Annotated in this window: 23 protein-coding genes, 3 tRNA genes, 1 pseudogene, 1 riboswitch and 1 other annotated feature; of the genes and pseudogenes, 24 read left to right on the plus strand and 3 right to left on the minus strand. The window is 34.4% G+C overall.

Features of this window, described 5'->3' with window-relative positions; translation table 11 throughout:
• Positions 1-14 precede the first annotated feature (14 nt).
• From THESIDRAFT1_RS06105 to ribH, 10 genes are all read left to right on the plus strand, one after another.
• Positions 15-1,211, plus strand: a complete 1,197-nt coding sequence (locus tag THESIDRAFT1_RS06105) for a 2-isopropylmalate synthase (RefSeq protein ID WP_003869981.1) — start codon at positions 15-17, stop codon at positions 1,209-1,211.
• Positions 1,202-2,458 carry a 3-isopropylmalate dehydratase large subunit gene (gene leuC, locus THESIDRAFT1_RS06110; RefSeq protein WP_003869980.1) on the plus strand — a complete coding sequence of 419 codons (1,257 nt, stop codon included), beginning with the start codon at positions 1,202-1,204 and terminating at the stop codon, positions 2,456-2,458. The genes THESIDRAFT1_RS06105 and leuC overlap by 10 nt, the downstream gene beginning before the upstream one ends.
• The gene (gene leuD / locus THESIDRAFT1_RS06115; RefSeq protein ID WP_003867393.1) at positions 2,458-2,940 is read left to right on the plus strand and encodes a 3-isopropylmalate dehydratase small subunit; all 483 of its coding nucleotides are present in this window, start codon (positions 2,458-2,460) and stop codon (positions 2,938-2,940) included. The genes leuC and leuD overlap by 1 nt, the downstream gene beginning before the upstream one ends.
• Before the next feature lie 2 nt (positions 2,941-2,942).
• Entirely contained in the window at positions 2,943-4,010 is a 1,068-nt protein-coding gene (leuB, locus tag THESIDRAFT1_RS06120) for a 3-isopropylmalate dehydrogenase (protein WP_003869979.1), read from the plus strand.
• Positions 4,011-4,015: 5 nt separating this feature from the next.
• Complete coding sequence (ilvD, locus tag THESIDRAFT1_RS06125; protein ID WP_039929224.1) at positions 4,016-5,686, plus strand: dihydroxy-acid dehydratase; 1,671 nt, start codon at positions 4,016-4,018, stop codon at positions 5,684-5,686.
• Positions 5,683-7,347 carry a biosynthetic-type acetolactate synthase large subunit gene (gene ilvB, locus THESIDRAFT1_RS06130; RefSeq protein WP_006569854.1) on the plus strand — a complete coding sequence of 555 codons (1,665 nt, stop codon included), beginning with the start codon at positions 5,683-5,685 and terminating at the stop codon, positions 7,345-7,347. The genes ilvD and ilvB overlap by 4 nt, the downstream gene beginning before the upstream one ends.
• Positions 7,345-7,459, plus strand: a riboswitch (FMN riboswitch). Its footprint overlaps the gene before it by 3 nt.
• A gap of 84 nt (positions 7,460-7,543) precedes the next feature.
• Positions 7,544-8,626: a bifunctional diaminohydroxyphosphoribosylaminopyrimidine deaminase/5-amino-6-(5-phosphoribosylamino)uracil reductase RibD gene (ribD, locus tag THESIDRAFT1_RS06135; protein ID WP_006569855.1), complete on the plus strand. Its 1,083-nt coding sequence runs from the start codon at positions 7,544-7,546 to the stop codon at positions 8,624-8,626.
• A 10-nt stretch (positions 8,627-8,636) separates the two neighbouring features.
• A complete protein-coding gene (locus THESIDRAFT1_RS06140; RefSeq protein ID WP_003869975.1) occupies positions 8,637-9,260 on the plus strand; it encodes a riboflavin synthase in 624 nt (207 codons plus the stop codon).
• Positions 9,261-9,296: 36 nt separating this feature from the next.
• Positions 9,297-10,487: a bifunctional 3,4-dihydroxy-2-butanone-4-phosphate synthase/GTP cyclohydrolase II gene (locus tag THESIDRAFT1_RS06145; protein ID WP_003869974.1), complete on the plus strand. Its 1,191-nt coding sequence runs from the start codon at positions 9,297-9,299 to the stop codon at positions 10,485-10,487.
• Between the two features lie 73 nt (positions 10,488-10,560).
• Positions 10,561-11,025: a 6,7-dimethyl-8-ribityllumazine synthase gene (gene ribH / locus THESIDRAFT1_RS06150; RefSeq protein ID WP_003869973.1), complete on the plus strand. Its 465-nt coding sequence runs from the start codon at positions 10,561-10,563 to the stop codon at positions 11,023-11,025.
• 18 nt (positions 11,026-11,043) lie between these two features.
• On the opposite strand, the gene ytvI is transcribed toward ribH, so the two are convergent.
• Together ytvI and THESIDRAFT1_RS13385 are read right to left on the minus strand one after the other, a co-directional pair.
• Entirely contained in the window at positions 11,044-12,108 is a 1,065-nt protein-coding gene (gene ytvI, locus THESIDRAFT1_RS06155) for a sporulation integral membrane protein YtvI (RefSeq protein WP_006569856.1), read from the minus strand.
• Positions 12,109-12,211: 103 nt separating this feature from the next.
• On the minus strand, positions 12,212-12,382 hold the full coding sequence (locus tag THESIDRAFT1_RS13385; RefSeq protein ID WP_003869971.1) for a hypothetical protein: 171 nt from the start codon (positions 12,380-12,382) through the stop codon (positions 12,212-12,214).
• A gap of 137 nt (positions 12,383-12,519) precedes the next feature.
• Here THESIDRAFT1_RS13385 and lepB point away from each other — a divergent pair, with 137 nt between their 5' ends.
• The 4 genes from lepB to THESIDRAFT1_RS06175 all read left to right on the plus strand — a co-directional run bounded on the left by lepB (position 12,520) and on the right by THESIDRAFT1_RS06175 (position 14,896).
• On the plus strand, positions 12,520-13,050 hold the full coding sequence (gene lepB, locus THESIDRAFT1_RS06160) for a signal peptidase I (protein ID WP_004399479.1): 531 nt from the start codon (positions 12,520-12,522) through the stop codon (positions 13,048-13,050).
• 48 nt (positions 13,051-13,098) lie between these two features.
• Positions 13,099-13,289: a binding site (T-box leader), on the plus strand.
• 36 nt (positions 13,290-13,325) lie between these two features.
• The gene (gene serS, locus THESIDRAFT1_RS06165) at positions 13,326-14,597 is read left to right on the plus strand and encodes a serine--tRNA ligase (RefSeq protein ID WP_006569857.1); all 1,272 of its coding nucleotides are present in this window, start codon (positions 13,326-13,328) and stop codon (positions 14,595-14,597) included.
• A gap of 82 nt (positions 14,598-14,679) precedes the next feature.
• Positions 14,680-14,769 (plus strand) — tRNA-Ser (locus THESIDRAFT1_RS06170).
• Positions 14,770-14,802: 33 nt separating this feature from the next.
• Positions 14,803-14,896 (plus strand) — tRNA-Ser (locus THESIDRAFT1_RS06175).
• A 61-nt stretch (positions 14,897-14,957) separates the two neighbouring features.
• Here THESIDRAFT1_RS06175 and THESIDRAFT1_RS06180 read toward each other — a convergent pair.
• On the minus strand, positions 14,958-16,175 hold the full coding sequence (locus THESIDRAFT1_RS06180; protein ID WP_006569858.1) for an LCP family protein: 1,218 nt from the start codon (positions 16,173-16,175) through the stop codon (positions 14,958-14,960).
• A 206-nt stretch (positions 16,176-16,381) separates the two neighbouring features.
• Between THESIDRAFT1_RS06180 and THESIDRAFT1_RS06185 the strand changes: the two are divergent.
• From THESIDRAFT1_RS06185 to THESIDRAFT1_RS06230, 10 genes and pseudogenes are all read left to right on the plus strand, one after another.
• A pseudogene (locus THESIDRAFT1_RS06185) lies at positions 16,382-19,110 on the plus strand (UPF0182 family membrane protein).
• Positions 19,111-19,180: 70 nt separating this feature from the next.
• Positions 19,181-19,257, plus strand: a tRNA-Arg gene (locus tag THESIDRAFT1_RS06190).
• Positions 19,258-19,847: 590 nt separating this feature from the next.
• The gene (locus THESIDRAFT1_RS06195) at positions 19,848-20,573 is read left to right on the plus strand and encodes an SGNH/GDSL hydrolase family protein (RefSeq protein WP_004399473.1); all 726 of its coding nucleotides are present in this window, start codon (positions 19,848-19,850) and stop codon (positions 20,571-20,573) included.
• Positions 20,574-20,885: 312 nt separating this feature from the next.
• A complete protein-coding gene (locus tag THESIDRAFT1_RS06200) occupies positions 20,886-21,359 on the plus strand; it encodes a Na+/H+ antiporter subunit E (protein WP_006569860.1) in 474 nt (157 codons plus the stop codon).
• On the plus strand, positions 21,356-21,607 hold the full coding sequence (locus tag THESIDRAFT1_RS06205) for a monovalent cation/H+ antiporter complex subunit F (RefSeq protein WP_003869964.1): 252 nt from the start codon (positions 21,356-21,358) through the stop codon (positions 21,605-21,607). The genes THESIDRAFT1_RS06200 and THESIDRAFT1_RS06205 overlap by 4 nt, the downstream gene beginning before the upstream one ends.
• 1 nt (position 21,608) lies before the next feature.
• Positions 21,609-21,923 carry a monovalent cation/H(+) antiporter subunit G gene (mnhG, locus tag THESIDRAFT1_RS06210; RefSeq protein WP_003869963.1) on the plus strand — a complete coding sequence of 105 codons (315 nt, stop codon included), beginning with the start codon at positions 21,609-21,611 and terminating at the stop codon, positions 21,921-21,923.
• A 1-nt stretch (position 21,924) separates the two neighbouring features.
• On the plus strand, positions 21,925-22,167 hold the full coding sequence (locus THESIDRAFT1_RS06215; protein WP_003869962.1) for a Na(+)/H(+) antiporter subunit B: 243 nt from the start codon (positions 21,925-21,927) through the stop codon (positions 22,165-22,167).
• Complete coding sequence (locus THESIDRAFT1_RS06220) at positions 22,157-22,897, plus strand: MnhB domain-containing protein (RefSeq protein WP_004399468.1); 741 nt, start codon at positions 22,157-22,159, stop codon at positions 22,895-22,897. The genes THESIDRAFT1_RS06215 and THESIDRAFT1_RS06220 overlap by 11 nt, the downstream gene beginning before the upstream one ends.
• 4 nt (positions 22,898-22,901) lie before the next feature.
• Entirely contained in the window at positions 22,902-23,264 is a 363-nt protein-coding gene (locus THESIDRAFT1_RS06225; protein ID WP_003869960.1) for a sodium:proton antiporter, read from the plus strand.
• Positions 23,261-24,724 carry a complex I subunit 5 family protein gene (locus THESIDRAFT1_RS06230; protein WP_003869959.1) on the plus strand — a complete coding sequence of 488 codons (1,464 nt, stop codon included), beginning with the start codon at positions 23,261-23,263 and terminating at the stop codon, positions 24,722-24,724. The genes THESIDRAFT1_RS06225 and THESIDRAFT1_RS06230 overlap by 4 nt, the downstream gene beginning before the upstream one ends.
• The last annotated feature ends 2 nt before the right edge of the window (positions 24,725-24,726 follow it).

The following is a 24,726-nucleotide window of genomic DNA, read 5'->3' on the forward strand; positions in this document are numbered from 1 at the left end:
GAGGTAGATAGGCGATGGGGGTCAAAAGAGTCATTGTTTTTGACACTACGTTACGAGATGGTGAGCAGACTCCTGGCGTCAACTTTGACATTAACGATAAATTTGAAATAGCAAAACAGTTGGTATCCTTAGGAGTTGATGTCATAGAAGCAGGATTTCCAGCAGCTTCTAATGGAGATTTTGAAGCAGTTAAAAATATTGCTGATAAATTGAAAGGTGTTACTATTGCTGCAATGGCAAGGTCTGTAAAAGAGGATATAGACAGAGCTAGCAGCGCTTTGAAAAATGCTGAAAGGTCGAGATTACACGTTTTTATCGCAACTTCTGATATACATCTTAAATACAAACTTAAGATGTCAAGAGAAGAAATGCTTGAAAAAGCCGTTGAAATGGTAAAATACGCAAAAGGAAAATTTGATGAGATTCAATTTTCAGCAGAAGACGCTTCAAGGACTGATTGGGATTTCTTAGTAAAAGTTTTTAGTGAGGTAATTGATGCAGGAGCAAATGTAATAAATGTGCCCGATACTGTGGGATATGCGATGCCAAGAGAATTTGGAGAACTCATAAAATACATCAGAAATAATGTTCCCAACATCGATGGAGTAATGATAAGTGCTCATTGTCACAATGATTTAGGAATGGCTGTAGCGAATTCTTTGTCTGCCATAGAAAACGGAGCAACTCAGGTAGAAGTGACTGTAAACGGAATAGGAGAAAGGGCAGGAAATGCAGCTATGGAAGAAGTAGTGATGGCATTAAATACGAGAAAAGATTATTTTGGCCTTGTTCACGGAATAAACACTAAAGAGATATACAATACAAGCAAATTGGTAAGCGAACTTGCAGGAATTAAACTCCAACCTAATAAAGCAATTGTAGGTGCTAATGCTTTTAGACATCAAGCGGGAATTCACCAACATGGAGTTATAAACAACAGAGCTACTTATGAAATAATGAAACCAGAGGACATTGGAATAATTCCAGATACTTTTGCATTAGGTAAGCTTTCAGGAAGAAATGCTTTTGAATTGAAAGTCAAACAATTGGGGTACAATAATCTTTCACCAGGAGAATTAAGTGATGCTTTTAGAAGGTTTAAAGATTTGGCAGACAGAAAAAAGGTCATTGTGGATGAGGATATAAGATTTGTTGTTGAAGAGACTTTGGAAGAGTTTAGGAGTTTTAAGGAGGGAGAAGCTTGGGCTTAACATTGACACAAAAGATATTGTCAGCAAAAGTTGGTAGAGAAGTAAAACCAGGGGAGTTAATTGAAGTTGATGTGGATATGGTGTTAGGCAATGACGTCACTGCTCCTGTTGCTATAAAGGAGTTTGAAAAGATAGGCATTGATAGAGTTTTTGACAATACAAAAATTGCCCTTGTTCCTGATCATTTTGTTCCTAATAAAGATATAAAATCGGCGGAGCAAGTGAATATAATGAGAAAATTTGCAAAAAAACATGGAATAGTAAATTTCTTTGAAGTAGGGCAAATGGGAATAGAGCACGCACTTTTACCCGAAAAAGGACTTGTACTTCCTGGGGATGTTGTCATAGGTGCCGATTCTCATACTTGTACCTATGGCGCTCTTACTTGTTTTTCTACAGGAGTTGGAAGCACTGACATGGCGGCAGCGATGGCGACAGGCAAGGCTTGGTTTAAAGTGCCAGAAGCTATAAAATTTGTGTTAAAAGGCAATTTGCAAAAATGGGTAAGCGGAAAAGATGTTATCTTGTATATAATCGGAAAAATAGGAGTTGACGGAGCTTTATACAAATCTATGGAATTTACAGGAAACATAAAAGCTTTGTCAATCGACGATAGATTCACAATTGCCAATATGGCAATTGAAGCAGGGGCTAAAAACGGTATTTTCGATTTTGACGAAATTACCGACGCATATGTTAAAGGGAGAGCAAAAAGAGAATATAAAGTATTTGAAAGGGATGAAGATGCTGAGTACAGTGAGGTTTATGAGATAAATTTGGATGAGATAAGGCCTCAAGTAGCATTTCCTCATTTGCCTGAAAACACCAGAAATATTGATGAGGTTGGAAAAGTGAAAATAGACCAAGTGGTTATTGGTTCTTGCACCAATGGACGCATATCAGACATGGAGATAGCTTATAAGATATTGAAAGGCAAAAAGGTTCATCCTGATGTAAGACTTTTAATTTTTCCTGCAACACAGGAAATATACTTAGAATGTGTTAAAAGAGGTTACATCGAAGAGTTTATAAAAGCAGGTGCGGCAGTATCTACTCCTACGTGTGGACCTTGCCTTGGCGGACATATGGGAATTCTGGCTAAAGGAGAAAGGGCACTGGCTACTACTAATAGAAATTTTGTAGGAAGAATGGGACATCCTGAGAGTGAAGTGTATCTTTCAAGTCCAGCTGTTGCGGCGGCTTCAGCTATTGCAGGATATATCGTAAGTCCAGAGGAGGTAGAATGATGCAGGGGAAAGCCATAAAATATGGGGACAATATAGATACAGATGTTATAATACCAGCAAGGTATTTAAACACATCAGACCCACAAGAATTGGCACAGCATTGCATGGAAGATTTAGACAAAGAGTTTAAAAACAAAGTTCAAGAAGGAGATATACTGGTTGTAGGTGAAAATTTTGGTAGTGGATCCTCCAGAGAGCATGCGCCAATTGCTATTAAAGCATCTGGTATATCCTGTATAATTGCTAAGTCGTTTGCAAGAATTTTTTTCAGAAATGCGATAAATATAGGGCTTCCGATATTAGAATGCAAAGAGGCAGTAGATGGGATTGAAGAAGGTGATATTGTTTTGGTTGATACAGATAATGGAATCATAAAAAATTTGACTAAGGGAACAGAATTTAAAGCTCAACCCTTTCCTGACTTCATAAAAGAAATAATGAAATATGGTGGACTTATAAATTATGTCAGAGAGAAGGTGTGACATTGTTTAAAATTGCTGTTTTGCCTGGAGATGGAATTGGACCTGAAGTCATAGAAGAAGGGTTAAAAGTTTTGTCTGCTATAGAAGACAAGTACAAACTTAAATTTGATGTAAAAAAGTATCCCTTTGGAGGAGAAGCTATAGATAAATATGGTGTTCCCTATCCGGAAGAGACAAAAAATGCATGTCTTTCCAGCGATGCTGTTCTTTTGGGAGCAGTAGGTGGACATAAATGGGATGACCTTGAGGGGGATAAAAGGCCAGAAGCGGGTCTTCTGGCTTTAAGAAAAAGCCTAGGGGTTTATGCAAATCTAAGGCCTGCTGTTCTTTATCCTCCTTTAAAAGAAGCTTCTCCTTTAAAAAACGAGTTATTACAAGAGGGTTTAGATATTCTTGTGGTAAGAGAACTTACTGGTGGCATTTATTTTGGACCGAGAGGAACAGTTGCTATAGATTATGGTTTTAAGGCTTATGATACAGAAGTGTACCAGACTTCAGAGATAGAAAGGATAGCGGTTATTGCTTTTGAAGCGGCTTTAAAGAGGAAAAAGAAAGTCACTTCTGTAGACAAGGCAAACATTTTGGATTCTTCAAGATTGTGGAGAAAAACGGTAGAAGAAATAAGTAAGAGATATCCTGATGTTGAGTTAAACCATATGTATGTAGATAATTGTGCTATGCAACTAATTAAAAATCCTTCTCAATTTGATGTAATTCTCACTTCCAATATGTTTGGCGATATATTAAGTGACGAGGCTTCCCAACTTACAGGTTCTATAGGTATGCTTCCTTCTGCTAGCTTAAGAGAAGATAAAGTGGGGCTTTATGAACCTATACACGGTTCTGCTCCAGATATTGCTGGAACAAAAAAAGCAAATCCTTTAGCTACAATACTGTCAGTTGCTATGATGCTGGAATATTCTTTTGACCTTATAGATGCTGCTAATGACATAAAGGATGCAGTAAATAAAGTTTTAGAGGCAGGTTATAGGACTTTTGATTTAGGAAAAGGAATAATTTTAAATACTCAGGAGATGGGAGATAAAGTGGTAGAGTATGTAAAGGGGTGAGGAGATTGATAAGCGATAGCATAAAAAAAGGAGTTGAAAAGGCGCCGCATAGGTCACTTTTATATGCTTTAGGCTTGACTTATGAAGAGATAAAAAGGCCTATTATAGGAGTTGCAAACTCAAAAAATGAAATTATACCAGGTCATATGCATTTAGACAAAATAGCTGAAGCTGTAAAAGCAGGCATCAGAATGGCAGGAGGAACCCCTATAGAGTTTTCCACTATTGGTGTTTGTGATGGCATTGCCATGAACCATAAAGGTATGAAATACTCTTTAGGGAGTAGAGAACTTATTGCAGATAGCATTGAAATCATGGCAATGGCCCACGGTTTTGACGGGCTTGTGCTTATACCTAATTGCGACAAAATAGTACCGGGAATGCTTATGGCAGCAGCACGCCTAAATATTCCTGCAATAGTTGTAAGCGGAGGCCCAATGCTTGCAGGAAAGTGTAATGGAGATACCTGTGATTTGAGCAGTGTTTTTGAGGCGGTAGGGGCTCACAAGGTTGGTAAAATCACTGAGGAAGACCTCTACAGGATAGAGCTTAACGCTTGCCCTACCTGTGGTTCCTGCTCTGGTATGTTTACCGCAAATACTATGAATTGCTTGACAGAAGCTTTAGGAATGGGACTTCCAGGAAATGGCACAATTCCAGCTGTTTATTCTGAAAGGATAAGACTTGCAAAACAAGCTGGAATGAAAATCATGGAGCTTGTAGAGAGAGGAATTAAACCTTCCGATATACTTACAAAAGAGGCATTTATAAACGCCTTTAGTTTAGACATGGCTTTAGGTGGTTCTACAAATACAGTATTGCACTTAAAAGCTATAGCTCATGAGGCAGGCGTAGATATACCTTTAAATGAGATTAATGAGATTAGTACAAGAGTACCTAATTTATGTAAATTAAGTCCTGCAGGGAAATACCACATAGAGGACCTTTATTTTGCAGGCGGAATTTCAGCTGTTTTAAAAGAGCTGACGAAAGCTGATCTCATAAATACTGAAGTGTTAACAGTTACAGGAAAGACATTGGGAGAGAATATAAAAGACGCGAAAATTTTAAATCATGATGTGATAAGGCCAATAGACAACCCTTACAGCAGTACTGGAGGTCTTGCGATACTGTACGGGAACATTGCAAGAGAAGGAGCTGTTGTAAAAGCATCTGCTGTAGCAAAAGAGATGTTAAGACATGAAGGACCAGCAAAGGTATTTAATTCTGAAGAAGAGGCTATTGAAGCAATATATGGTGGGAAAATACAGAAAGGCGATGTGGTAGTAATAAGATACGAAGGTCCAAAAGGTGGGCCGGGAATGAGAGAAATGTTAAGTCCTACTTCAGCCCTTGCAGGTATGGGACTTGACAAAGATGTCGCTCTTATAACAGACGGTAGATTTTCAGGTGCAACAAGAGGAGCTTCCATAGGACACGTCTCTCCGGAAGCTATGGAAGGAGGAGAAATAGCGATTATTGAAGATGGGGATATTATTGAAATTGATATTCCCGCAAGAAAAATTAATGTGAAATTAACTGATGAGGAGATTAAAGAAAGAATGAAAAGATGGGTAAGACCTGAACCAAAGATAAAAACTGGTTATATGGCAAGATATGCAGAACAGGTGACTTCTGCAAATACAGGTGCAGTTTTTAAGGGGGGAGGTATATGAAGTTAAAAGGAGCGCAAGTAGTTATAGAAGTTTTAAAAGAGATGGGCGTTGATACTATATTTGGCATACCAGGAGGAGCAGTTATTCCCATTTATGATGCTCTTTATGACTCTGATATAAGGCATATTTTAGCTACTCACGAGCAAATGGCAGCCCATATGGCAGATGGTTATGCAAGAGTTACGGGAAGGGTAGGGGTTTGCTTTGCTACCTCTGGCCCCGGTTCTACCAATCTTGTAACGGGTATAGCTAATGCTTATATGGATTCAGTACCTGTTGTGGCGATAACAGGACAGGTTCCTACAAATCTCATAGGAAAAGACGCTTTTCAAGAGGTTGACATAACAGGTATTACGATGCCTATAACTAAACACAACTTTATTGTAAAGTCTCCTGATAAACTGGCAGATACAATAAGGCAGGCATTTGCAATAGCCAAAAGTGGAAGGCCTGGTCCTGTGTTAGTAGATATTCCAAAAGATATACAGAATGCTGATATAGAATATGTTAAGGAAATGGGAGATAGTATTAATATAAAAAACAATGTCAATGGAATAGTTTCGCAAAAAGAGTTAGACAAAGCCATTGAATTCATTTTGCAAAGTAGAAAACCTGTAATATTTGCAGGAGGAGGAGTGATTTGGGGAGAAGCATCAGAGGAACTTATAGAATTTGCAGAGAAGACCAATATACCTGTTGCTACTTCTTTAATGGGATTAGGATGCTTTCCAGAAGACCATCCTTTGTCATTAGGTCTTATTGGCATGCATGGAAGCAGATTTGCAAATTTGGCTGTGTATAAATCAGACCTTGTGATAGCGATAGGAACGAGATTTAGCGACAGAGTCGCTGGCAAAGCAGGAGGACTTGCACCGAATGCCAAAATAGTCCATATTGATATTGACCCTGCAGAATTAGGGAAAAACGTGGAAGTAGAGGTAGCAATTATAGGTAAAGTAAAAGAAGTATTGAAACTTTTAACGAATAAACTTCCATTCATTGAGAGAAAAGAATGGTTAGAGGAAATTTCTTTCTTGAGAGAAAAGCACGGATTAAAGTATAAAAACGATGAAGTTTTGAGGCCTCAGTGGATAGTAGAAAAAATTCAAGAAATTTCGAACGATGACCTTATAATAGCCACTGAAGTGGGACAAAATCAAATGTGGGCTGCCCAGTTTTATAAATTTAAACACCCCAGAACCTTTGTTACATCAGGGGGATTAGGGACAATGGGCTTTGGGCTTCCTGCTGCAATAGGAGCGCAAGTAGGAAGGCCAGATAAAAGAGTTGTAAACATTGCAGGTGATGGAAGTTTAAGAATGAATATACATGCCTTAGAAACAGCTGCTGTATATAATATTCCGGTTATAACGGTACTACTCAACAACCAAACTTTAGGCATGGTAAGACAGTGGCAAAATCTTTTGTATGACAAGAGATTTTCCCACACAGATTTGAACGCAAATTTGAATTTTGCTAAGCTTGCAAACGACTTTGGAGTAGAAGGAATAAGAGTTACAACAAAAGAAGAATTTGAAAAAGCGTTTAAAAAAGCCTATAGCGAAAAAAGACCTTTTATGATAGAATGTATTATAGACAAAGATGAGATGGTGCTTCCATTTATCCCCGCGGGGGGAACTGTTGAAAATACAATTGGATAAAACCTTCAGGGATCGGTGAAATTCCGTACCGGCGGTATAGCCCGCGAGCCTTTTGGCAGACTCGGTGAAATTCCGAGGCCGACAGTTAAAGTCTGGATGGGAGAAGGAGAAATATTCCCCAGGGAATATATTCTCTGGGGTTTTTTTAACCCTGAAGGTTTAACCTTCAGGATTTTTTAGTATAGGAGGGATTAAATTGGAAGAATATATGAAAAGGGCTTTAAAACTGGCTGAAAAAGGATGGGGATACACAAACCCTAATCCACTTGTGGGTGCTGTAATAGTTAAAAATGGAAAAATAATAGGTGAGGGTTATCATGAATATTTTGGAGGTCCCCATGCTGAAGTAAATGCATTAAAAAATGCAGTTGAAGATGTTAAAGGTTCTACTATGTTTGTAACACTTGAACCTTGCAGCCATTATGGCAAAACACCACCTTGTGTTGAAGAAATAATTAAATCTGGCATTAAGAGAGTGTATATAGCGATGGAAGACCCAAATCCTAAAGTTAGCGGAAATGGTATAAAAAGGTTAAAAGAGGCGGGAATAGAAGTACAGGTTGGGATGATGGAGAAAGAAGCGAGGAAACTCAACGAAATATTTGTTAAATATATTACGACAAAAATTCCATTTGTAATATTAAAATCTGCTATGAGCATTGATGGGAAGATTGCTTGTTATAATGGAAATTCTAAATGGATTACAAATGAGAAATCAAGAAAATTTGCTCATAAAATAAGAGGACGTGTATCCGCGATTATGGTTGGGGTAAATACAGTAATTAAGGATAACCCAATGCTTACAACAAGGTTAGAGGGGTACAAAAGTCCTGTAAGGATTATTGTGGATAGTAGAGGTAGAACGCCACTTGCCTCAAATGTAATAAGAGACAAAGCGGCAAAAACGATAATTGCTACAACAGAACTTATGCCAAACAGTGTAAGAAAGAAACTTGAAGATATGGATATTGAAGTTATTATATTAAAAAACGACAATGGAAAAGTACCTTTAAAAGAGCTAATGATAAAACTTGGAGAGAGGGGGATTGATAGTGTATTGATTGAAGGCGGTGGGACATTAAATTGGTCTGCACTTAAAGAGGGAATTGTTGATAAAGTTATGTTTTTTATATCACCTAGAATAGTAGGAGGAGAAAATGCTTTAACACCTGTAGAAGGTATAGGCTTTTCAAATATAGAAAATTCAATAGAATTAAAAAATATAGAGATTGATAGAATAGATGATGATATACTAATAACAGCATATGTAAGAAAGTAGGTTATGGCGTATGTTTACTGGAATTATAGAAGAAACAGGAACTGTTAAAAATATTATACATGGTACTTTTACAAAAATTGTTATAAAATGTAGCAAAGTCCTTGAGGGAACAAAAATAGGTGATAGTATAGCAGTTAACGGTGTATGCTTAACTGTTACTAATATGTCAAACGAAAGTTTTGTAGCTGACGTTATGCCTGAAACCATGAGAGCAAGCAATTTAAAAGATTTAAAAATTGGAAACATTGTCAATCTTGAAAGAGCACTTCAAGTTGGAAGGAGAATGGGTGGGCATATCGTAACTGGTCATATAGATTGCGCTGGAAAAATCATAGACAAAAGGCAGGAAAAAAATGCTTTTATATTTAAGATAGCTATCAATAAAGAATTTACAAAATACATTGTGCGTAAGGGAAGCATTGCGGTAGATGGTATAAGTTTAACGGTTGTTGAAGATGGAGATGATTATTTTACTGTTTCAATTATTCCACATACAATGCTTAAGACGACATTGGGTTATAAAAGGGTAGGAGATAGTGTGAATATCGAAGTTGATATACTTTCTAAGTATGTAGAAAAACTAATAGCGCAAAAGGATATAAAAGATTTATTGAAAGAAAATGGATTTATATAGATTTAGATGACTTTTCTAAGTTAAGGAGGAAAGACTATGTTTGATAGGATAGAAGATGCAATAGAAGATATAAAGCAAGGAAAAATGATTATTGTTGTTGATAATGAAAACAGGGAAAATGAAGGCGACTTAGTCATGGCAGCAGAAAAAGTTACCGGAGAACATATCAACTTTATGATAAAGTATGGACGGGGTCTTGTATGTGTTCCAATGACAGAAAAGAGACTTGATGACCTTGGCATTTACCAGATGGTTGAGAATAACACTGACCATAAAGAAACTGCTTTTACTGTATCTGTAGACTATAAAGAATGTACCACTGGTATTTCTGCCTTCGAAAGAGCACTAACGGTGAATAAATTAGTAGATGATAATTCAAAGCCAGAAGATTTTACAAAGCCAGGACATATCTTTCCTTTAAGAGCAAAAGATGGTGGTGTCTTAGTAAGAGCAGGACATACAGAAGCAGCTGTAGACCTTGCAGTTCTTGCGGGACTCAAACCTGCTGGAGTAATATGCGAAATCATAAAAGATGATGGAAATATGGCAAGGCTGCCTGACCTTTTGGAGTTTGCAAAAAAATTTGGGTTGAGGATTATATCTATTGAAGATTTAATAGAGTACAGAATGAAAAATGAAATACTTGTGAGAAGGGTAGCACAGGCGAAACTTCCAACAAAATATGGGAATTTTGAAATTGTCGGGTATGAAGAAATATTAACAGGAAAACAGCATGTAGCTCTGATTAAAGGAGACATAAATAGGGATCCTGTACTTGTGAGGATACATTCAGAGTGCCTGACGGGGGATATATTGGGGTCATTAAGATGTGACTGTGGTGACCAGCTTCATGCGGCAATGGAAAGAATAGGACAGGAAGGAGGAGTACTAGTCTATCTGAGACAGGAAGGAAGGGGTATAGGACTTTTAAACAAGATTAAGGCGTATCATTTGCAGGATCAAGGGTTTGATACTGTTGAAGCGAATATTAAGCTTGGCTTTCCACCCGATTTAAGAGAATACAGCATAGCTGCCCAGATTTTGAAAGATATAGGAGTTAAAAAGATAAGGATTATGACAAATAATCCGCAAAAAATTATGGAATTATTAGACTATGGTCTTGAGGTTGTAGAAAGGATTCCTATAGAAATTTGTCCAAATTATTATAATGAAAAATATCTCAAAACAAAAAAAGAAAAAATGGGACATCTAATTTTGGAAGTGTGAAATGCTATGCAAAAAGTGAATTGAATGTAATTATAAGCACAGTGAAGAACACTAGTAAGGGGAGTGCATAGTTATGAAAATATACGAAGGAAAACTTACGGTAGAAGGAAAGAAATTTGGAATTGTGGTAAGCAGATTCAATGAATTTATAACTAACAAACTTCTCGAAGGAGCACTTGATGCCCTAAAAAGGCATGGTGCTTTAAATGAAGATATTGAAATTGCATGGGTACCTGGAGCATTTGAAATACCACTTATAGCTAAAAAGATGGCTGAATCTAAAAGATATAATGCAGTAATTGCACTTGGAGCAGTAATAAGAGGAGAGACACCCCATTTTGATTACGTTGCAAATGAGGTATCAAAAGGTATTGCAAAAATATCTCTTGATACAGAAGTTCCAGTTATATTCGGCGTTCTTACCACAGATACAATTGAGCAAGCTATTGTAAGGGCGGGAACAAAAGGTGGGAATAAAGGTTTTGAGGCAGCCGTTACAGCAATAGAGATGGCAAATCTAATAGATGAAATAAAATAAGGGCAAAATGCCCTTATTTTATTTCCAAGGAGGAATAATTTCTGCTTTTTGAAGAGCTTTAAATACTACTACAAATACAGGCCCTATTACAAGCCCTAAAGCACCGAAAAGTTTTGCACCTATAAACATAGATAAAAGCGTAACAAGAGGATGAAGTCCGATACTCTGACCTACAATCTTAGGCTCTATCATTTGTCTTACAACTACCACCAAGCCGTACAGTATTAAAAGATATATCCCTACCATGTAGTTTTTCATTATGATGTTATAAAGCGCCCATGGTACCATGACAGCACCAGAACCAAGTACGGGCAATGCATCTACAATGGTTACAAGAAGACCCAATAGAAATGGATAGTCAAAACCTATCATTGCAAGGCCTATGGAGACTTCCAAAAAGGTTATAAGCATTATTGTTGCTACTGCTCGCAGATAACCGAAAAATGTCTTTAAAAGGTCTACCTGAATATTTTTTGCATGCTGTGCCCAATGAGATGGAATCTGCCTTTTTATAAAATCTAGTATAAGCTGTTTATCTTTGCTTATAAAAAAAGTAGCAACGAGTGTTATCAAAGTCATAAAGAAAAAATTAGGCAATTTTGTTGCAAAATTCAAAAGCCATGTAGCAAGATTTTTTGCAAATAATGATATATAGTTTAAAATCGATTGCATGTTGTTTTCAATAAGGGATGTAATATTTGGGGGTAATGTTACGTAATACATTCTTATTCTATCAACGAGATTTAAAATTATGTCATTAATAGTATTTGCATAATTTGTACTTATTTCCGCAAGAGAACTTAGTTCATATATAAGTTGTGTTATTGATATTGCAATAAGTGATCCTATCACGCCTATTAATATCAAAAGTAAAATAAAGGATGCTAATCCTCTCGGCACCTTTAATTTTTTCTCTAAGAAATTTACACCAGGATCGATTATCACAGCGAAAAGCAAAGCCACTACAAATGGCATCAAGAAAGGAATAATTTTAAATATGATTAAGTAAAATATAATAAAGACAGCAACAATGAGCAGTGCTTTTTTTATTATATCACCGTATCTCAATAGAAAATTATTCACCGTTTTGACCTCCTTTTTCTTTATTATAATATGAGAATTGATGAAAGTCTATCATTAAGAGTAATTATTGACTATAATAAAAAAATCCGCCGAAACGGATTTTTTAAAGGGCGGTTTTTATTTTTGCTATTTCTTTTGATTTTTGGGCAAGTTCGCTTCGCGTTATAATTCCTTTTTCTACTAGTAAATCTATGAGGGAAAGTAAAGCCAATAAATTTTTGTACTCTGTGTCTTTTATTTCGGCTAAATCTAGAAGATATTCTATTTCTCTCATTTTACATCTCTCCCAAATAATTCTTTAATTTTATTATTGACATATATTAGAAAAATATGCATACAAAATAAAAAAATTAGAATTTGTTTGAAGTTTATGCTATAATATCACTGTACTTTTAAGTGAGGAGAGAAAATATGGGCAAAAATGTACAAAAAGAAATATTAAGCTGGATATTTACTATAGCTCTTGCTTTTTTAATTGCAATGTTTATAAGAACTTATGTTTTTGAATTGGTAGATGTACCCACAGGTTCAATGTTAAATACTATTCAAATAAATGATAAATTTATTGTAAACAAGTTTATATACAGGTTTGAACCTATAAAACGAGGAGATATTGTAGTATTTCGTTTTCCTGACGACCCAAAAGTTAATTTTGTAAAAAGAGTTATTGGCATTGGTGGAGATGTAATTGAAATAAAAAATGGTCAGTTAATAAGAAATGGAAAAGTAGTTAAGGAGCCCTATATAAAAGAACCTATGAAAGGCAATTTTGGACCATATGTCGTCCCACCTGGTCATTATTTTATGTTAGGTGATAATAGAAATGAGTCTATGGATAGTAGATTTTGGCAGCACAAGTATGTATCAAAAGACCAAATTTTGGGTAAAATAGTTTTTAGAATTTGGCCTCCTGATCGAATTGGTTCTATGTCTGGAAAATAGTTATTGAAAGTAGTGTTATAAAGTAGTATAATATTAAAAAACATAATATTGTCGGCAATGAAGGGACGAGTAGTAAGTATAAACTTTTAAGAGAGCTGGTGGTGGGTGCGAACCAGTAAGTTTTACTTATGAATTCCATCCCGGAGCTAAGGTGTAATGACCTTCGGGCGACCGTTAAATCATGTGGAGGGCTTATTTAAGCCAAAAGAGGGTGGCAACACGGCATTCCCGTCCCTTTATGGGACGGGAATTATTTTTAAGGGAGGTGTGGTAAAGTGTTAGACGTAAAGAGGATAAGAAATAATCCAGAGGCTGTAAGAAGAGCTGTAGAGCTTAAAGGAGAAAAAGCAGATATAGATAGGTTTTTAGAATTAGACGAAAAAAGAAGACAAATGCTAGTGGAGTTGGAAACATTAAAAAATCGTAGAAATGTGGAATCAGACAATATTGCAAAACTTAAAAGAGAAGGCAAAGATGCTAGCGATTTGATTGCTGAAATGAAAGAATTATCGGATAAGATTAAAGAAATGGAACAAGAGGTAAAAGAAGTAGAAGAAGAATTGGAGCGAATTTTATGGACAATCCCTAATATACCTCATGAGAGTGTTCCAATTGGCGATAGTGATGAAGATAATGTTGAAATAAGGAGATGGGGAGAACCGAGGAAATTTGACTTTGAACCAAAACCTCATTGGGAAATAGGGGAGGAATTAGGTATATTAGATTTTGAAGCGGCTGCAAGAGTTACAGGTTCTAGATTTACTTTTTATAAAGGTTTGGGGGCACGACTAGAAAGAGCGCTTATAAACTTTATGTTAGATTTACACATTGAAAAACATGGCTATACTGAAGTGTTTCCTCCCTTTATGGTACATAGAAGAAGCATGTTTGGCACAGGTCAACTTCCTAAGTTTGAAGAGGATGCTTTTAAAGTTTACGGTACAGACTATTTTTTGATACCAACGGCAGAAGTGCCTGTTACTAATATGTACAGAGACACAATAATAGACGGCGATAAGCTTCCAATATACCACTGTGCTTATAGCGCTTGTTTTAGACAAGAGGCAGGTTCTGCAGGAAGAGATACGAGAGGGCTTATAAGGCAGCACCAGTTTAATAAAGTTGAACTTGTCAAATTTACAGATCCAGACAAATCCTATGAAGAGTTAGAAAAAATGACTAGAGATGCTGAAGAAGTATTGCAGGCGTTAGGACTTCCTTACAGAGTAGTGGCCATATGCACAGGAGATTTAGGCTTTACTGCTTCTAAAAAATACGATATAGAAGTGTGGATGCCAAGCTATGGACGATATGTAGAAATTTCTTCTTGTAGCAATTGTGAAGACTTTCAAGCAAGAAGAGCTAATATAAAGTATAGGCCTAAAGACGGTGGAAAGGCTCAATATGTCCATACTTTAAATGGCTCTGGAGTTGCTGTAGGAAGAACTTTTGCTGCAATATTAGAAAATTATCAACAAGAAGATGGATCTGTTGTAATACCAGAAGTTTTAAGGCCCTACATGAAAGTAGATGTGATAAAGAAATAAATATATTGTTTTCCAATATTATACTATATAAGCATATTGACAATAAAGCTGGGGTATGATATACTTTATATCGTCCCAGCTGGGAGAGGTGTCCGAGTGGTTTAAGGAGCTGGTCTTGAAAACCAGTGACTCCTTCACGGAGCCGTGGGTTCGAATCCCACCCTCTCCGCCAGAAAGTTAATATTTTTTTATGAGCAACTAACGTGGAGAAGTACCCAAGATGGTGAAGGGGCGGTCCTGCTAAGACTGTAGGTCGGGGATAACCCGGCGCGAGGGTTCGAGTCCCTCCTTCTCCGCCATTTTATTATAGTGTTGCTCTATTTTTCATAGAAAAAATACAAAGTAGGCTTTTGCCTACTTTTATTCTTTGTCTTTGCCTAATATAACTGTCACATCTACATTTGCATCAGGAGAGATATCTTTTTCTACATTGGTTATAAAAAGAGTTTTTGCGACTTTTTCAGCCCTTTCTTCATCTGTTCTTGCATATACATGGGAAGAAGTAAAAGTCATGCCAATGACGTTTCCGATTTTCACAACGTCAAAACCCTCATTTTTTAAAACTTCAGCGTACTTTGTGGCAAGCCCTGGTATTCCTGCACCGTTTAACACTTCTACTTTTATGTTTTTGTTTTCTGCAAAAGATGTTGTTGAAGTATTTGAGGTTGAAACCTCATCGCAAAAAAGTTCTTTTACTATTTCTTGAACTTTTATATTGTCTACAAAGAAATAGCTGGTATTTCCTTCATATCGGCCTTCTCCGGGAAGAGCCATTGCATTTATAGTCGAAGGCTTGTCTTTTATAAATTGATAAGCGTATTGAGTTATCTCAGAGGCGGTTAAGTCTGTTTTCAAATATTGACTGACTGTTATTGCTAAAGAAGGTACTTTTGGTAATATTGAGGGTTGCAGCATTTTTTTTAAGAAAGCTTCGAGAAATTGATGCTGTGCCTTTATTCTTCCAAGGTCACCGTCTACATAACCATGTCTATATCTTACAAACTGAATTGCCTTTTCTCCATCTAATACTTGCCTACCTTTTTTTAAATCTATATGAAGAGGGGGATTTGCACTGTTGTCATCGTATTTCATGTTAAAGGGTACATCGACTTCTACTCCCCCGATTGTATCTATTATTTTTTTGAAACCTTCATAATTTAAAATTACATAATTATCGATTTTGATACCTAATAAATCTTCTACTGCTTTTTCTAACCCTTCAATTTTTCCTTCAGAAAAGGCAGCATTTATTTTTTTCTCTTCTGGAGCGTTAAATCCTGGCCTTGGATAGTATGTATCTCTTGGAATTGATAATATATTTATTTTTTTGTTTACAGCGTCATAGTTTATTACAAAAATAGTATCTGATAAATTGTTTTCATCACTGCCTACAAAAAGAATGTTTTTCCTTTCTATAGCTTGCTCTTTATTTTGAGACTCATTTCTACTAACGGTAGAAGTATTTTTTTCATTTGAAGCAGGGACATGAATATTTTTATAAAATATATAAGTTCCCACACCAAGGGAAAGGACAATACCTATTATAATAAGAATTATTATTTTTAATATTCTTTTCATGGTTTTTCCTCCTATAACTACCGTACCATTATTTTGTTTATATAATGAATATATAGCATTTTAAAAATTAAAAGTCAATTAATAGAATGTTACAAGTTATTAAATATTTATTAAGTTTATTCTCCTTCTTTCTCTATTTAAAGACTACATATCAAGATTATGATATAATTAATAAAAAGAAAAGCTATGAAAAAGGGGTGCTGAGTTTGAAAAGACCTAATATTTTTTTAATTTCTTTTATCATTTTAATTTTTGTGATTTTGGGAATTATTGTAAGTTTTATAAACATCCTCGTGGATTTTCAATGGTTTTCTGATTTGCATTATCTTAATGTATTTTTTAAAAAATTTTTGACTCAGCTTACAATGGGTGTGCCGATTTTCATTCTTGTATTTATGGTGTTGTATTTTTATACAAACAAGATAATAAGAGATTATGTTAACTTTGCACAGGATATAATCGTTAAAAAGAATATTAACATATATAGAAGATTAGGTATTGCTATTTCTCTATTAATTGCACTATTTATAACGCTATATGCAGCGACAAATTGGTGGAATGATTTATTGTTTTTTGTAAATTCTGTAGATTTTAATGAAACTGACCCCATATTTCATAAAGACATTAGCTTCTATATGTTTAAGTTACCGCTTTTTTATGATATTTACAATCTTTTAATTGTGTTTATACCTGTGATGATAGTTGTCGTAATAATCGCGTATGGACTAATGTACTTGTCTGATAAAACAAGGTTTTATGAGATTTCAGACAGAGACGGAAATTTATTTAAAGCCATTTATAACAAAGACATTTTAATAAAAGCATTTAAAGAAGTTGTCCTCTTAGGATTTATCTTTTTTGTACTCATGGGCATAGGGTATTATTTAAAAGCTTTTAAACTTTTGTATTCTACCAAAGGTATAGTTTTTGGAGCGACTTATACTGATATTCACGTTTCACTGCAGTTTTACAGGGCACTTGCAATAATTTCTTTTGTAGCAGCTATTTTACTTTTGATAGGATTTTATAAGAAAAATATAAAATATATAGTTGCTGCTCCGGCTATTATAATAATTTTAGCAGCCATAATGGTGATCACTGAAACAGCCGTTCAGAATTTAATTGTTTCTCCTAATGAGTTAGACAAAGAAAAAAATATATAAGCTATAACATAGAATACACAAAAAAGGCTTTTGGGTTAGATAGAGTAACAGAAAAAAATTATGATATGAAAAAAGAGTTAACTCCTAAAGTTTTGGAAGAAAATAAGGCTACTATTGATAATATAATGATTAACGACTATAGACCAGTTAAACAGGCGTATAATCAATTACAAGCGATAAGGCTTTATTACAAGTTTAATGACATTGACATAGATAGGTATACAATAAGTGGAAAGTACAGGCAAGTATTTTTAGCAGCAAGAGAGATGGACCATGAGAGTTTATCTCCTCAAGCAAAAACATGGATAAATTTGCATTTAAAATATACCCATGGCTACGGTGTAGTAATGTCTCTAGTCAATGATGTTACACCAACAGGCCAACCGGCTATGATAATAAAAAACATACCACCTTCTACTAATACTGATATAAAAATTGATAGGCCTGAAATTTACTTTGGAGAACTTACTAACGATTATGCTATTGTAAATACAAAAACTGGAGAATTTGATTATCCTTCTGGAGACAAAAATGTCCAGACAAATTATAAAGGAACTACAGGTATACCTATGACATTTATAAACAGGATACTTTTTAGCATATATACAGGGGATGCAAGAATTTTATTGTCTACTGATATAACAAAAGACAGTAAGATACTCATATATCGCAATATAGAGCAAAGGGTTTCTAAAATAGCTCCTTTTTTGCTCTATGACGATGACCCTTACATTGTAATAGATAATGGTAAATTATATTGGATAATAGACGCTTACACTTATTCTGCCAATTATCCATATTCTCAGCCTTATGGGAGTATGGGAATCAATTATATAAGAAATTCTGTGAAAGTAGTAGTAGATGCTTATAATGGAGATGTTAAGTACTATATTTCAGACAATAATGATCCTTTAATAAAAGTATATAGCAAAATCTTCCCTACATTATTTAGAGATATAAAAGAAATGTCTCATGGTTTGAAACGACATATAAGGTATCCTCAATTTCTATTTGACATTCAAGCAGAGGTTTATAAAAATTATCACATGACTGACCCACAAGTGTTTTACAATAAAGAAGACGCATGGGATATTGCAAAAGAAAAATTTGAAGATAAAATAGAATATCAAGAATCTCAATATATGATAATGAGGTTACCTGGGGAAAGCAAGGAAGAATTCATTTTGATGATACCTTATACTCCTGCTACAAAAGCTAACATGGTGGCTTGGATGGCAGCGAGAATGGACGGAGAAAATTATGGCAAACTTATTGTATATAAATTTCCCAAAAATACCATTATTTATGGACCTTTGCAAATAGAAAACATGATTGATCAAGACCCTAATATTTCTAAAGAATTAAGTTTGTGGAACCAACAGGGCTCAACAGTCAGCAGAGGAAATCTCCTTTCGATTCCGATTGATGATTCTATGCTTTATGTAGAGCCTTTGTATATACAGTCGCAAAATCAGAATGCATTGCCAGAAGTAAAGAGAGTTATTGTAGCTTATAAAGACCAGATTGTAATGGAAGATACTTTAAAAAATGCTTTAAATAAATTGTTTAACCTGAATACTCAGCAAATATCTCAGCAAAATGTACCTTCAAATACAGCAAATGATACACAAAAGCAGCTTATAGAGAAGGCTCATGAAACATATCAAAACGCTATGGAAGCAGTTCAGAAAGGAAATTGGTCTGATTTTGGAAAATATATGGAGGAATTAAGGAAGATATTAGATGAATTAAATAAAAGTGTGAAAAAATAATATAAGGGAAATAAAGCAAAGTTACAATTGCAATTGAAATTAAAATGTGTTATTATATATTATAGCTTAAGCGCCCGTAGCTCAATTGGATAGAGCGTTTGACTACGGATCAAAAGGCTGGGGGTTCGACTCCCTCCGGGCGCACCATTTTGAGAGATTGAAGGTATCGGAATTGCGCCGATACCTTTTTTGATTTTTATATTTTTCATGCATTCCCAGCAAAAGCTCCAAATATTATTGAAGGCATAACATCATAATAGATAGAAATGACATGTCTACAGGTGACTTATTAATATTGTATACTAACATTAAAACAGCAATTCTATCTACCAATTTCCTATATCCGAAATTATCTGCAATGATATAAAAAACCAGTATTTCTATTTTTATTCATATTTTTCACCTTTTTACGAAGCAAGTAAGTAGGCACTTTTGCAATATTAACATCCAATATTTTCTTTTTATATTTAGGTATCTATACAAACCTGTAATTCTCTTTGCTTCATTTTTAGCATTTTTCTAATTTTCTTAACTATTTCACCTGGTGTTAGAAATTCCGATTATTTGGACTTAAGCGACATTATTTTGTACAAAAGTGCCAAATTTCCTCCATTGGTGTAAGTGGTTATTAGTGGTATAATGATAATGGAAATTGCTAAAAAGTTAACTTTTGTTACAAAATGGGTGATGTCAGTTGATGTTTTGGCAAATAAAAATTTTATGGTGGGGTGGTAAAAATGGCCAGTGTGACATTGCAAAATTATTATGACATTGTTATAGCAGGGGACTCTATTTCAAGGGGTGTAGTATACAGCGAAGAAAAAAATAAATATGTTATATCAGATGTAAATTATGTAAATTTACTAAAGAATAACATAAAAGGAACAGTAAAAAATATTGCTAAGTTTGGGAACACTCTTTTAAAAGGTATTGACACTTTGAAGAGGTACTTGTCAAAAGATAAACCTGATATAGTTGTAATAGAATTTGGAGGAAATGACTGTGATTTCGACTGGGAAGAAATTGCAAAGAATCCTTATGATGAGCATAGACCCAAAACAGATTTTTATATTTTTAAAGAAAAGCTTAAAGAATTGATAAAATCCTTAGATGATGCAAACATAATTCCTGTGTTAATGACATTACCTCCTTTGGATGCTGACAGATATTTTAAATGGATAAGTAAAAACAGTGAAGAGATGGGCAAAAACATTTTAAAGTGGTTAGGCAGTGTGACTAAAATATATTGGTGGCAGGAAAAGTATAACTCAGCTATATTGAGTATAGCTGAAGAAACAAAAACAAGGCTTATTGATATAAGGAGCGCTTTTTTGGATTACCCAGATTTTAGGCAATTTATTTGTGCAGATGGTATTCATCCTAATGAAAAAGGCCATAAAATAATAGCACATAAGATATATGAGTATCTGCAGAGAAATTATACATATCTTTTAAAAGAGTAAACATATAAAGATTAATCCAAAATTTAAAAAAAAAGATAGCAAAGACTTATGTTGTAACGATATCCTTTTATTTTTATCAAGGAAGTAAGGAATCTGTGACAATCTATTTTTGTATTAAATAATAATTTTGCTACAACTATTATAAAAGTTGAACAAAATTAAAAAAATTTTGTTGAGAATGTTTACTATGAATGTTTTGTGTGATATAATTTCAAGTGGAAATAATATATACCTCCCTAGAGTAAGGCGGTAATAAACGACGATACAGCGGAGCTTTATACGTGATACTAATGAAAATGGAGGTGTGACTAATTGAGCAATTTGTTATTTATTTGGGTAGCGATGTTTTTGGTATGGACTGCATTGAATGCGCCACTATCAGCCCAAAAAACTATTTTTGGAATTATTTTATCATTTTTGATTGCAGTAATTGCTAATGTATATGATAAAGAGCAAAAAAAATTTAAATTAAAAACTTTTTTTTATTTGATTAAATATTTCGTCGTGTTTTTAAAAGAACTTGTCAAAGCTAATTTGAATATGGCAAGAATAGTTTTGACTCCTTCTTTACCTATTTCGCCTAAGATTTTCAAGGTTACAACAAGCCTTAAGTCTCCAATAGCAAGAACATTACTTGCAAATTCTATAACTTTAACTCCAGGAACAATATCTGTAGAACTTGATGGGGATACATTATACATTCATGTGGTTGAGGGTGATAAAGTAGAAAACGTTGAAGATTTAAAAGGACCCTTTGAAAAGATTTTAAGGGAGGCTTTTGAATGATAATAAATGTTATTTTAGGATTAGTGATTTTCGGTCTTTTATTAAGCTTTATAAGGTTGGTAAGGAGCAGTTCAATTGAAAGCAAAGTGGTTGCTATTGACATTATGACAACTATTTCTTCGGGACTAATAGTGATTTTTGCTTTTATAAGCGATAACGGGTTATTTTTAGATGTGGCGCTGGTATATGGTATTTTGTCTTTTATTGGGGTTGTAGCAATAGCTCGTTATTTAGAAGGAGGAATTTAGTATGCAGTATATTGGATACTTTTTCTTGCTTATTGGAGCTGTTTTTTTAGCGCTAGCAGGTCTCGGAATATATAGGATGCCGGATGTATTAAATCAATCTCAAGCGGGGACTAAAGCATCAACTATGGGGATTGTTGGACTATTTATTGGTTTTGCTTTTCTCAAGCCATTGTGGGCACCCAAGTTAATTCTTATGGCATTGTTTTTTCTTTTTACTTCGCCGATTGCTTCACATGCAATATGTAAGGCAGCGATAAAGAGAAATAAAGCAAAACTTATATTAAAAGAAAATGCTTTTTCAAAAGAAGGTGAGTAATATGTTTTTATCAGTAATTATTGCGGTTATTATGATATTTGGTGCTATGTGGACAATTGTAACTGAAGATTTATTTAAAGCTATTGTTATATTTGCAATAGTATCCCTTTCTTCTTCTATAATGTTTTTACTTATGCAGGCGCCAGATGTTGCTATAACGGAAGCGGCTATAGGCTCGGGCATAACTACTGCGCTATTTATTTTCACATACAAAAAAGTGGAGGAGGAAAAAGATGAAAGATGAAACATCTGTATTAGTAAATATTATTGCTTTTTTAATTCTCTTTGTGATAGGAATTTATATATATAGTGTAGCTATTGATACAGGAGCAGGAATAAAAATAACGGATAATATAACTCCTACCATGAGGGTGGCCGATAAATATCTAAACAAGAACGTGTTAGATGATAATAGCACATATCAATGGGGAGGTACAGCTGAAGATACAGCTGCTAATATTGTAACTTCGGTTGTTGTTGATTATAGATTATTTGATACAACTCTTGAGGTAATAGTTTTATTTATTACAATATTAGGTTTTGGCTTTGTTATTCCTAAAGACAAGAGAAAGATAATTAAACCTACCACTATACTTAACAGGTGGGCGCCAATTCTGATGCTGCTTATGCTTATGATAGGGGGATACACATTTATTAATGGACACTTATCTCCTGGAGGGGGTTTCCCGGCAGGTGCTATTATATCGACGGCTATTTTGACGGGTGTTTTGACTGGAAGGAGAACAATAAGTCAAAAATCCCTTAAAATAATAGAGGCAATAACAGGTATATCAATATTTTCCATCGGAATCATAAGCTATTTTCTAACTGGTAGCTTCTTTCAGAATTTTATATTAAATGACAAGATAGGAGATCTATTTTCAGGTGGCTTGATACCTATATTTTATGGTTTAATAGCCTTTAAAGTTGCTGCTGAGCTTTCAAATATCTATTTTGAATTTTATGAGGAGTGATGTTATGACGCAAGTTTTTATACTGTCCTCCCTTTCTCTTATGTTTATAGGTCTATATGGAGTTTTGACGAGAAAAAATTTACTAAAAATAATTATAGCGCTAAATATTATAGAAACAGGTATCAACTTACTTTTGGTTTCCTTTGGATACATTGATCATGGAATAACACCTATTTTAACTTCACAGGAGAGTATACTTAACCTAAATAAAATGGTAGATCCAGTTCCACAGGCGCTTGTTCTTACATCAATAGTTATAGGCTTGGGAACAACTGCATTTGCTTTAGCATTGGCAATACGATACAAAATTACTCATAATTCTATTTTAATAAATGCATCTGAAGAGGAAGAGGGAAGAGGTATATGAATAGCATAGTTTTTCTAGTTGTAATACCAATTATTGCGGCGTTTTTATCTTTATTTTTAGGCAAGGTGAATAAATTAATTGCATATATAGTTACAATTTTTAACTTATCTTTTTCTGTAGTTGTCCTTGTAAGTGGGAAAATACCCTTTAATGTTGCAATTGGAGGTTGGAGGGCTCCATATGGAATAAACTTTGTTGTTACTGATATCACAATTTTCTTTTTACTACTTATTAATGTAGCAGCAGTTCTTTCACTGACAACAATAAAGGAACATATGGAGTACCAATTCTATGCTTTCTATTTTATACTACTTGCTGCGACTAATGGTATGGTTTTGACAGGTGATATATTTAACTTTTATCTTTTTACAGAGCTTACTACCTTTGCAATTGGAGGACTTGTGGCGTACAAAAGAGATAGATTAGCTACAGGTGCATCACTAAAATATTTAATATTATCATCAACTGCATCTATTTTTAGCTTAGCAGCAATAGGCCTCATATACAAGACTTTGGGGACCCTTAATTTTGCAGACATAGCCAGCAAAATTTCTAATTTAAACAAGGCATCATTATCTTTAATTTTAATACTTTTTATTTCTAGTATGTTGGTTGAACTGAAGATTTTTCCTTTTAACCTTTGGGTTGTAAAGGCTTATGATGCTTCTATTCCAGCAGTAAATCTTTTTCTTCATGGGATGGTTAGCACTGCCGGTGTATATGGGGCAATAAGAATACTTCTTATGGTATTTTCAAAAAATGGTGTAATGTCAGATCAAAGTAGCAACATAGCAAATATTTTAATATTGTTAGCTTTTATAACAGTAATGATTGGCGAAATTGGAGCTTTGACAGAAAAAAATTTAATTAAAGTTTTGGCGTTTTCCTCTATGGCACAACTTGGTATATTCCTGTTTGGAATAAGTTTAGGCAATTATGAAGCACTAAAAGGAGCATTTTATATAGTTATATCAAACTATTTTGCGAAACTTATAATGTTTATTGTTGCAAAAAATTATTCTGTTGTTGCAGGAAGCAGAAATTACAACGCGATGAAAGGATTAGGGAGAAAATATCCTGGACTCGCGATAGCTTTTACAATATCAGCTTTAAGTCTTATGGGAATGCCTTTTTTCGCAGGATTTTGGGGTAAACTTTCCATAGTTGGAAATGCACTTTTAATGGACAAAATTGCCATTACAGGTGTAATAATAATACTGATTTCCTCTGTAATTGAAGGTGTTTATTATCTTAGAATATCTCATACATTTTTTAGTGATGGAAATATTCAAGACACTAAATTATCAAGGATTAATTGCGTGCTACCAATAATTTTAGCGGCGGTTATTTTGATTATAGGGATATATCCAAATTCAATTGAAAATATAATATGGACGATGATAAATGAAATACAGAATACACCAGAAAAATATATACAAGTAATTTTGCCTTTAAAGTGAGG

The sequence above is a fragment of the Thermoanaerobacter siderophilus SR4 genome, assembly GCF_000262445.1.
Taxonomy (GTDB): Bacteria; Bacillota; Thermoanaerobacteria; order Thermoanaerobacterales; family Thermoanaerobacteraceae; genus Thermoanaerobacter; species Thermoanaerobacter ethanolicus.

Coding starts and splice junctions, on each gene's coding strand:
- THESIDRAFT1_RS06105 (WP_003869981.1), top strand. CDS start 15: ATGGGGGTCAAAAGAGTCATTGTTTTTGACACTACGTTACGAGATGGT.
- leuD (WP_003867393.1), top strand. CDS start 2,458: ATGCAGGGGAAAGCCATAAAATATGGGGACAATATAGATACAGATGTT.
- ilvB (WP_006569854.1), top strand. CDS start 5,683: ATGAAGTTAAAAGGAGCGCAAGTAGTTATAGAAGTTTTAAAAGAGATG.
- THESIDRAFT1_RS06140 (WP_003869975.1), top strand. CDS start 8,637: ATGTTTACTGGAATTATAGAAGAAACAGGAACTGTTAAAAATATTATA.
- THESIDRAFT1_RS06145 (WP_003869974.1), top strand. CDS start 9,297: ATGTTTGATAGGATAGAAGATGCAATAGAAGATATAAAGCAAGGAAAA.
- ribH (WP_003869973.1), top strand. CDS start 10,561: ATGAAAATATACGAAGGAAAACTTACGGTAGAAGGAAAGAAATTTGGA.
- THESIDRAFT1_RS13385 (WP_003869971.1), bottom strand. CDS start 12,382: ATGAGAGAAATAGAATATCTTCTAGATTTAGCCGAAATAAAAGACACA.
- lepB (WP_004399479.1), top strand. CDS start 12,520: ATGGGCAAAAATGTACAAAAAGAAATATTAAGCTGGATATTTACTATA.
- THESIDRAFT1_RS06180 (WP_006569858.1), bottom strand. CDS start 16,175: ATGAAAAGAATATTAAAAATAATAATTCTTATTATAATAGGTATTGTC.
- THESIDRAFT1_RS06195 (WP_004399473.1), top strand. CDS start 19,848: ATGGCCAGTGTGACATTGCAAAATTATTATGACATTGTTATAGCAGGG.
- THESIDRAFT1_RS06205 (WP_003869964.1), top strand. CDS start 21,356: ATGATAATAAATGTTATTTTAGGATTAGTGATTTTCGGTCTTTTATTA.
- mnhG (WP_003869963.1), top strand. CDS start 21,609: ATGCAGTATATTGGATACTTTTTCTTGCTTATTGGAGCTGTTTTTTTA.
- THESIDRAFT1_RS06215 (WP_003869962.1), top strand. CDS start 21,925: ATGTTTTTATCAGTAATTATTGCGGTTATTATGATATTTGGTGCTATG.
- THESIDRAFT1_RS06220 (WP_004399468.1), top strand. CDS start 22,157: ATGAAAGATGAAACATCTGTATTAGTAAATATTATTGCTTTTTTAATT.
- THESIDRAFT1_RS06225 (WP_003869960.1), top strand. CDS start 22,902: ATGACGCAAGTTTTTATACTGTCCTCCCTTTCTCTTATGTTTATAGGT.
- THESIDRAFT1_RS06230 (WP_003869959.1), top strand. CDS start 23,261: ATGAATAGCATAGTTTTTCTAGTTGTAATACCAATTATTGCGGCGTTT.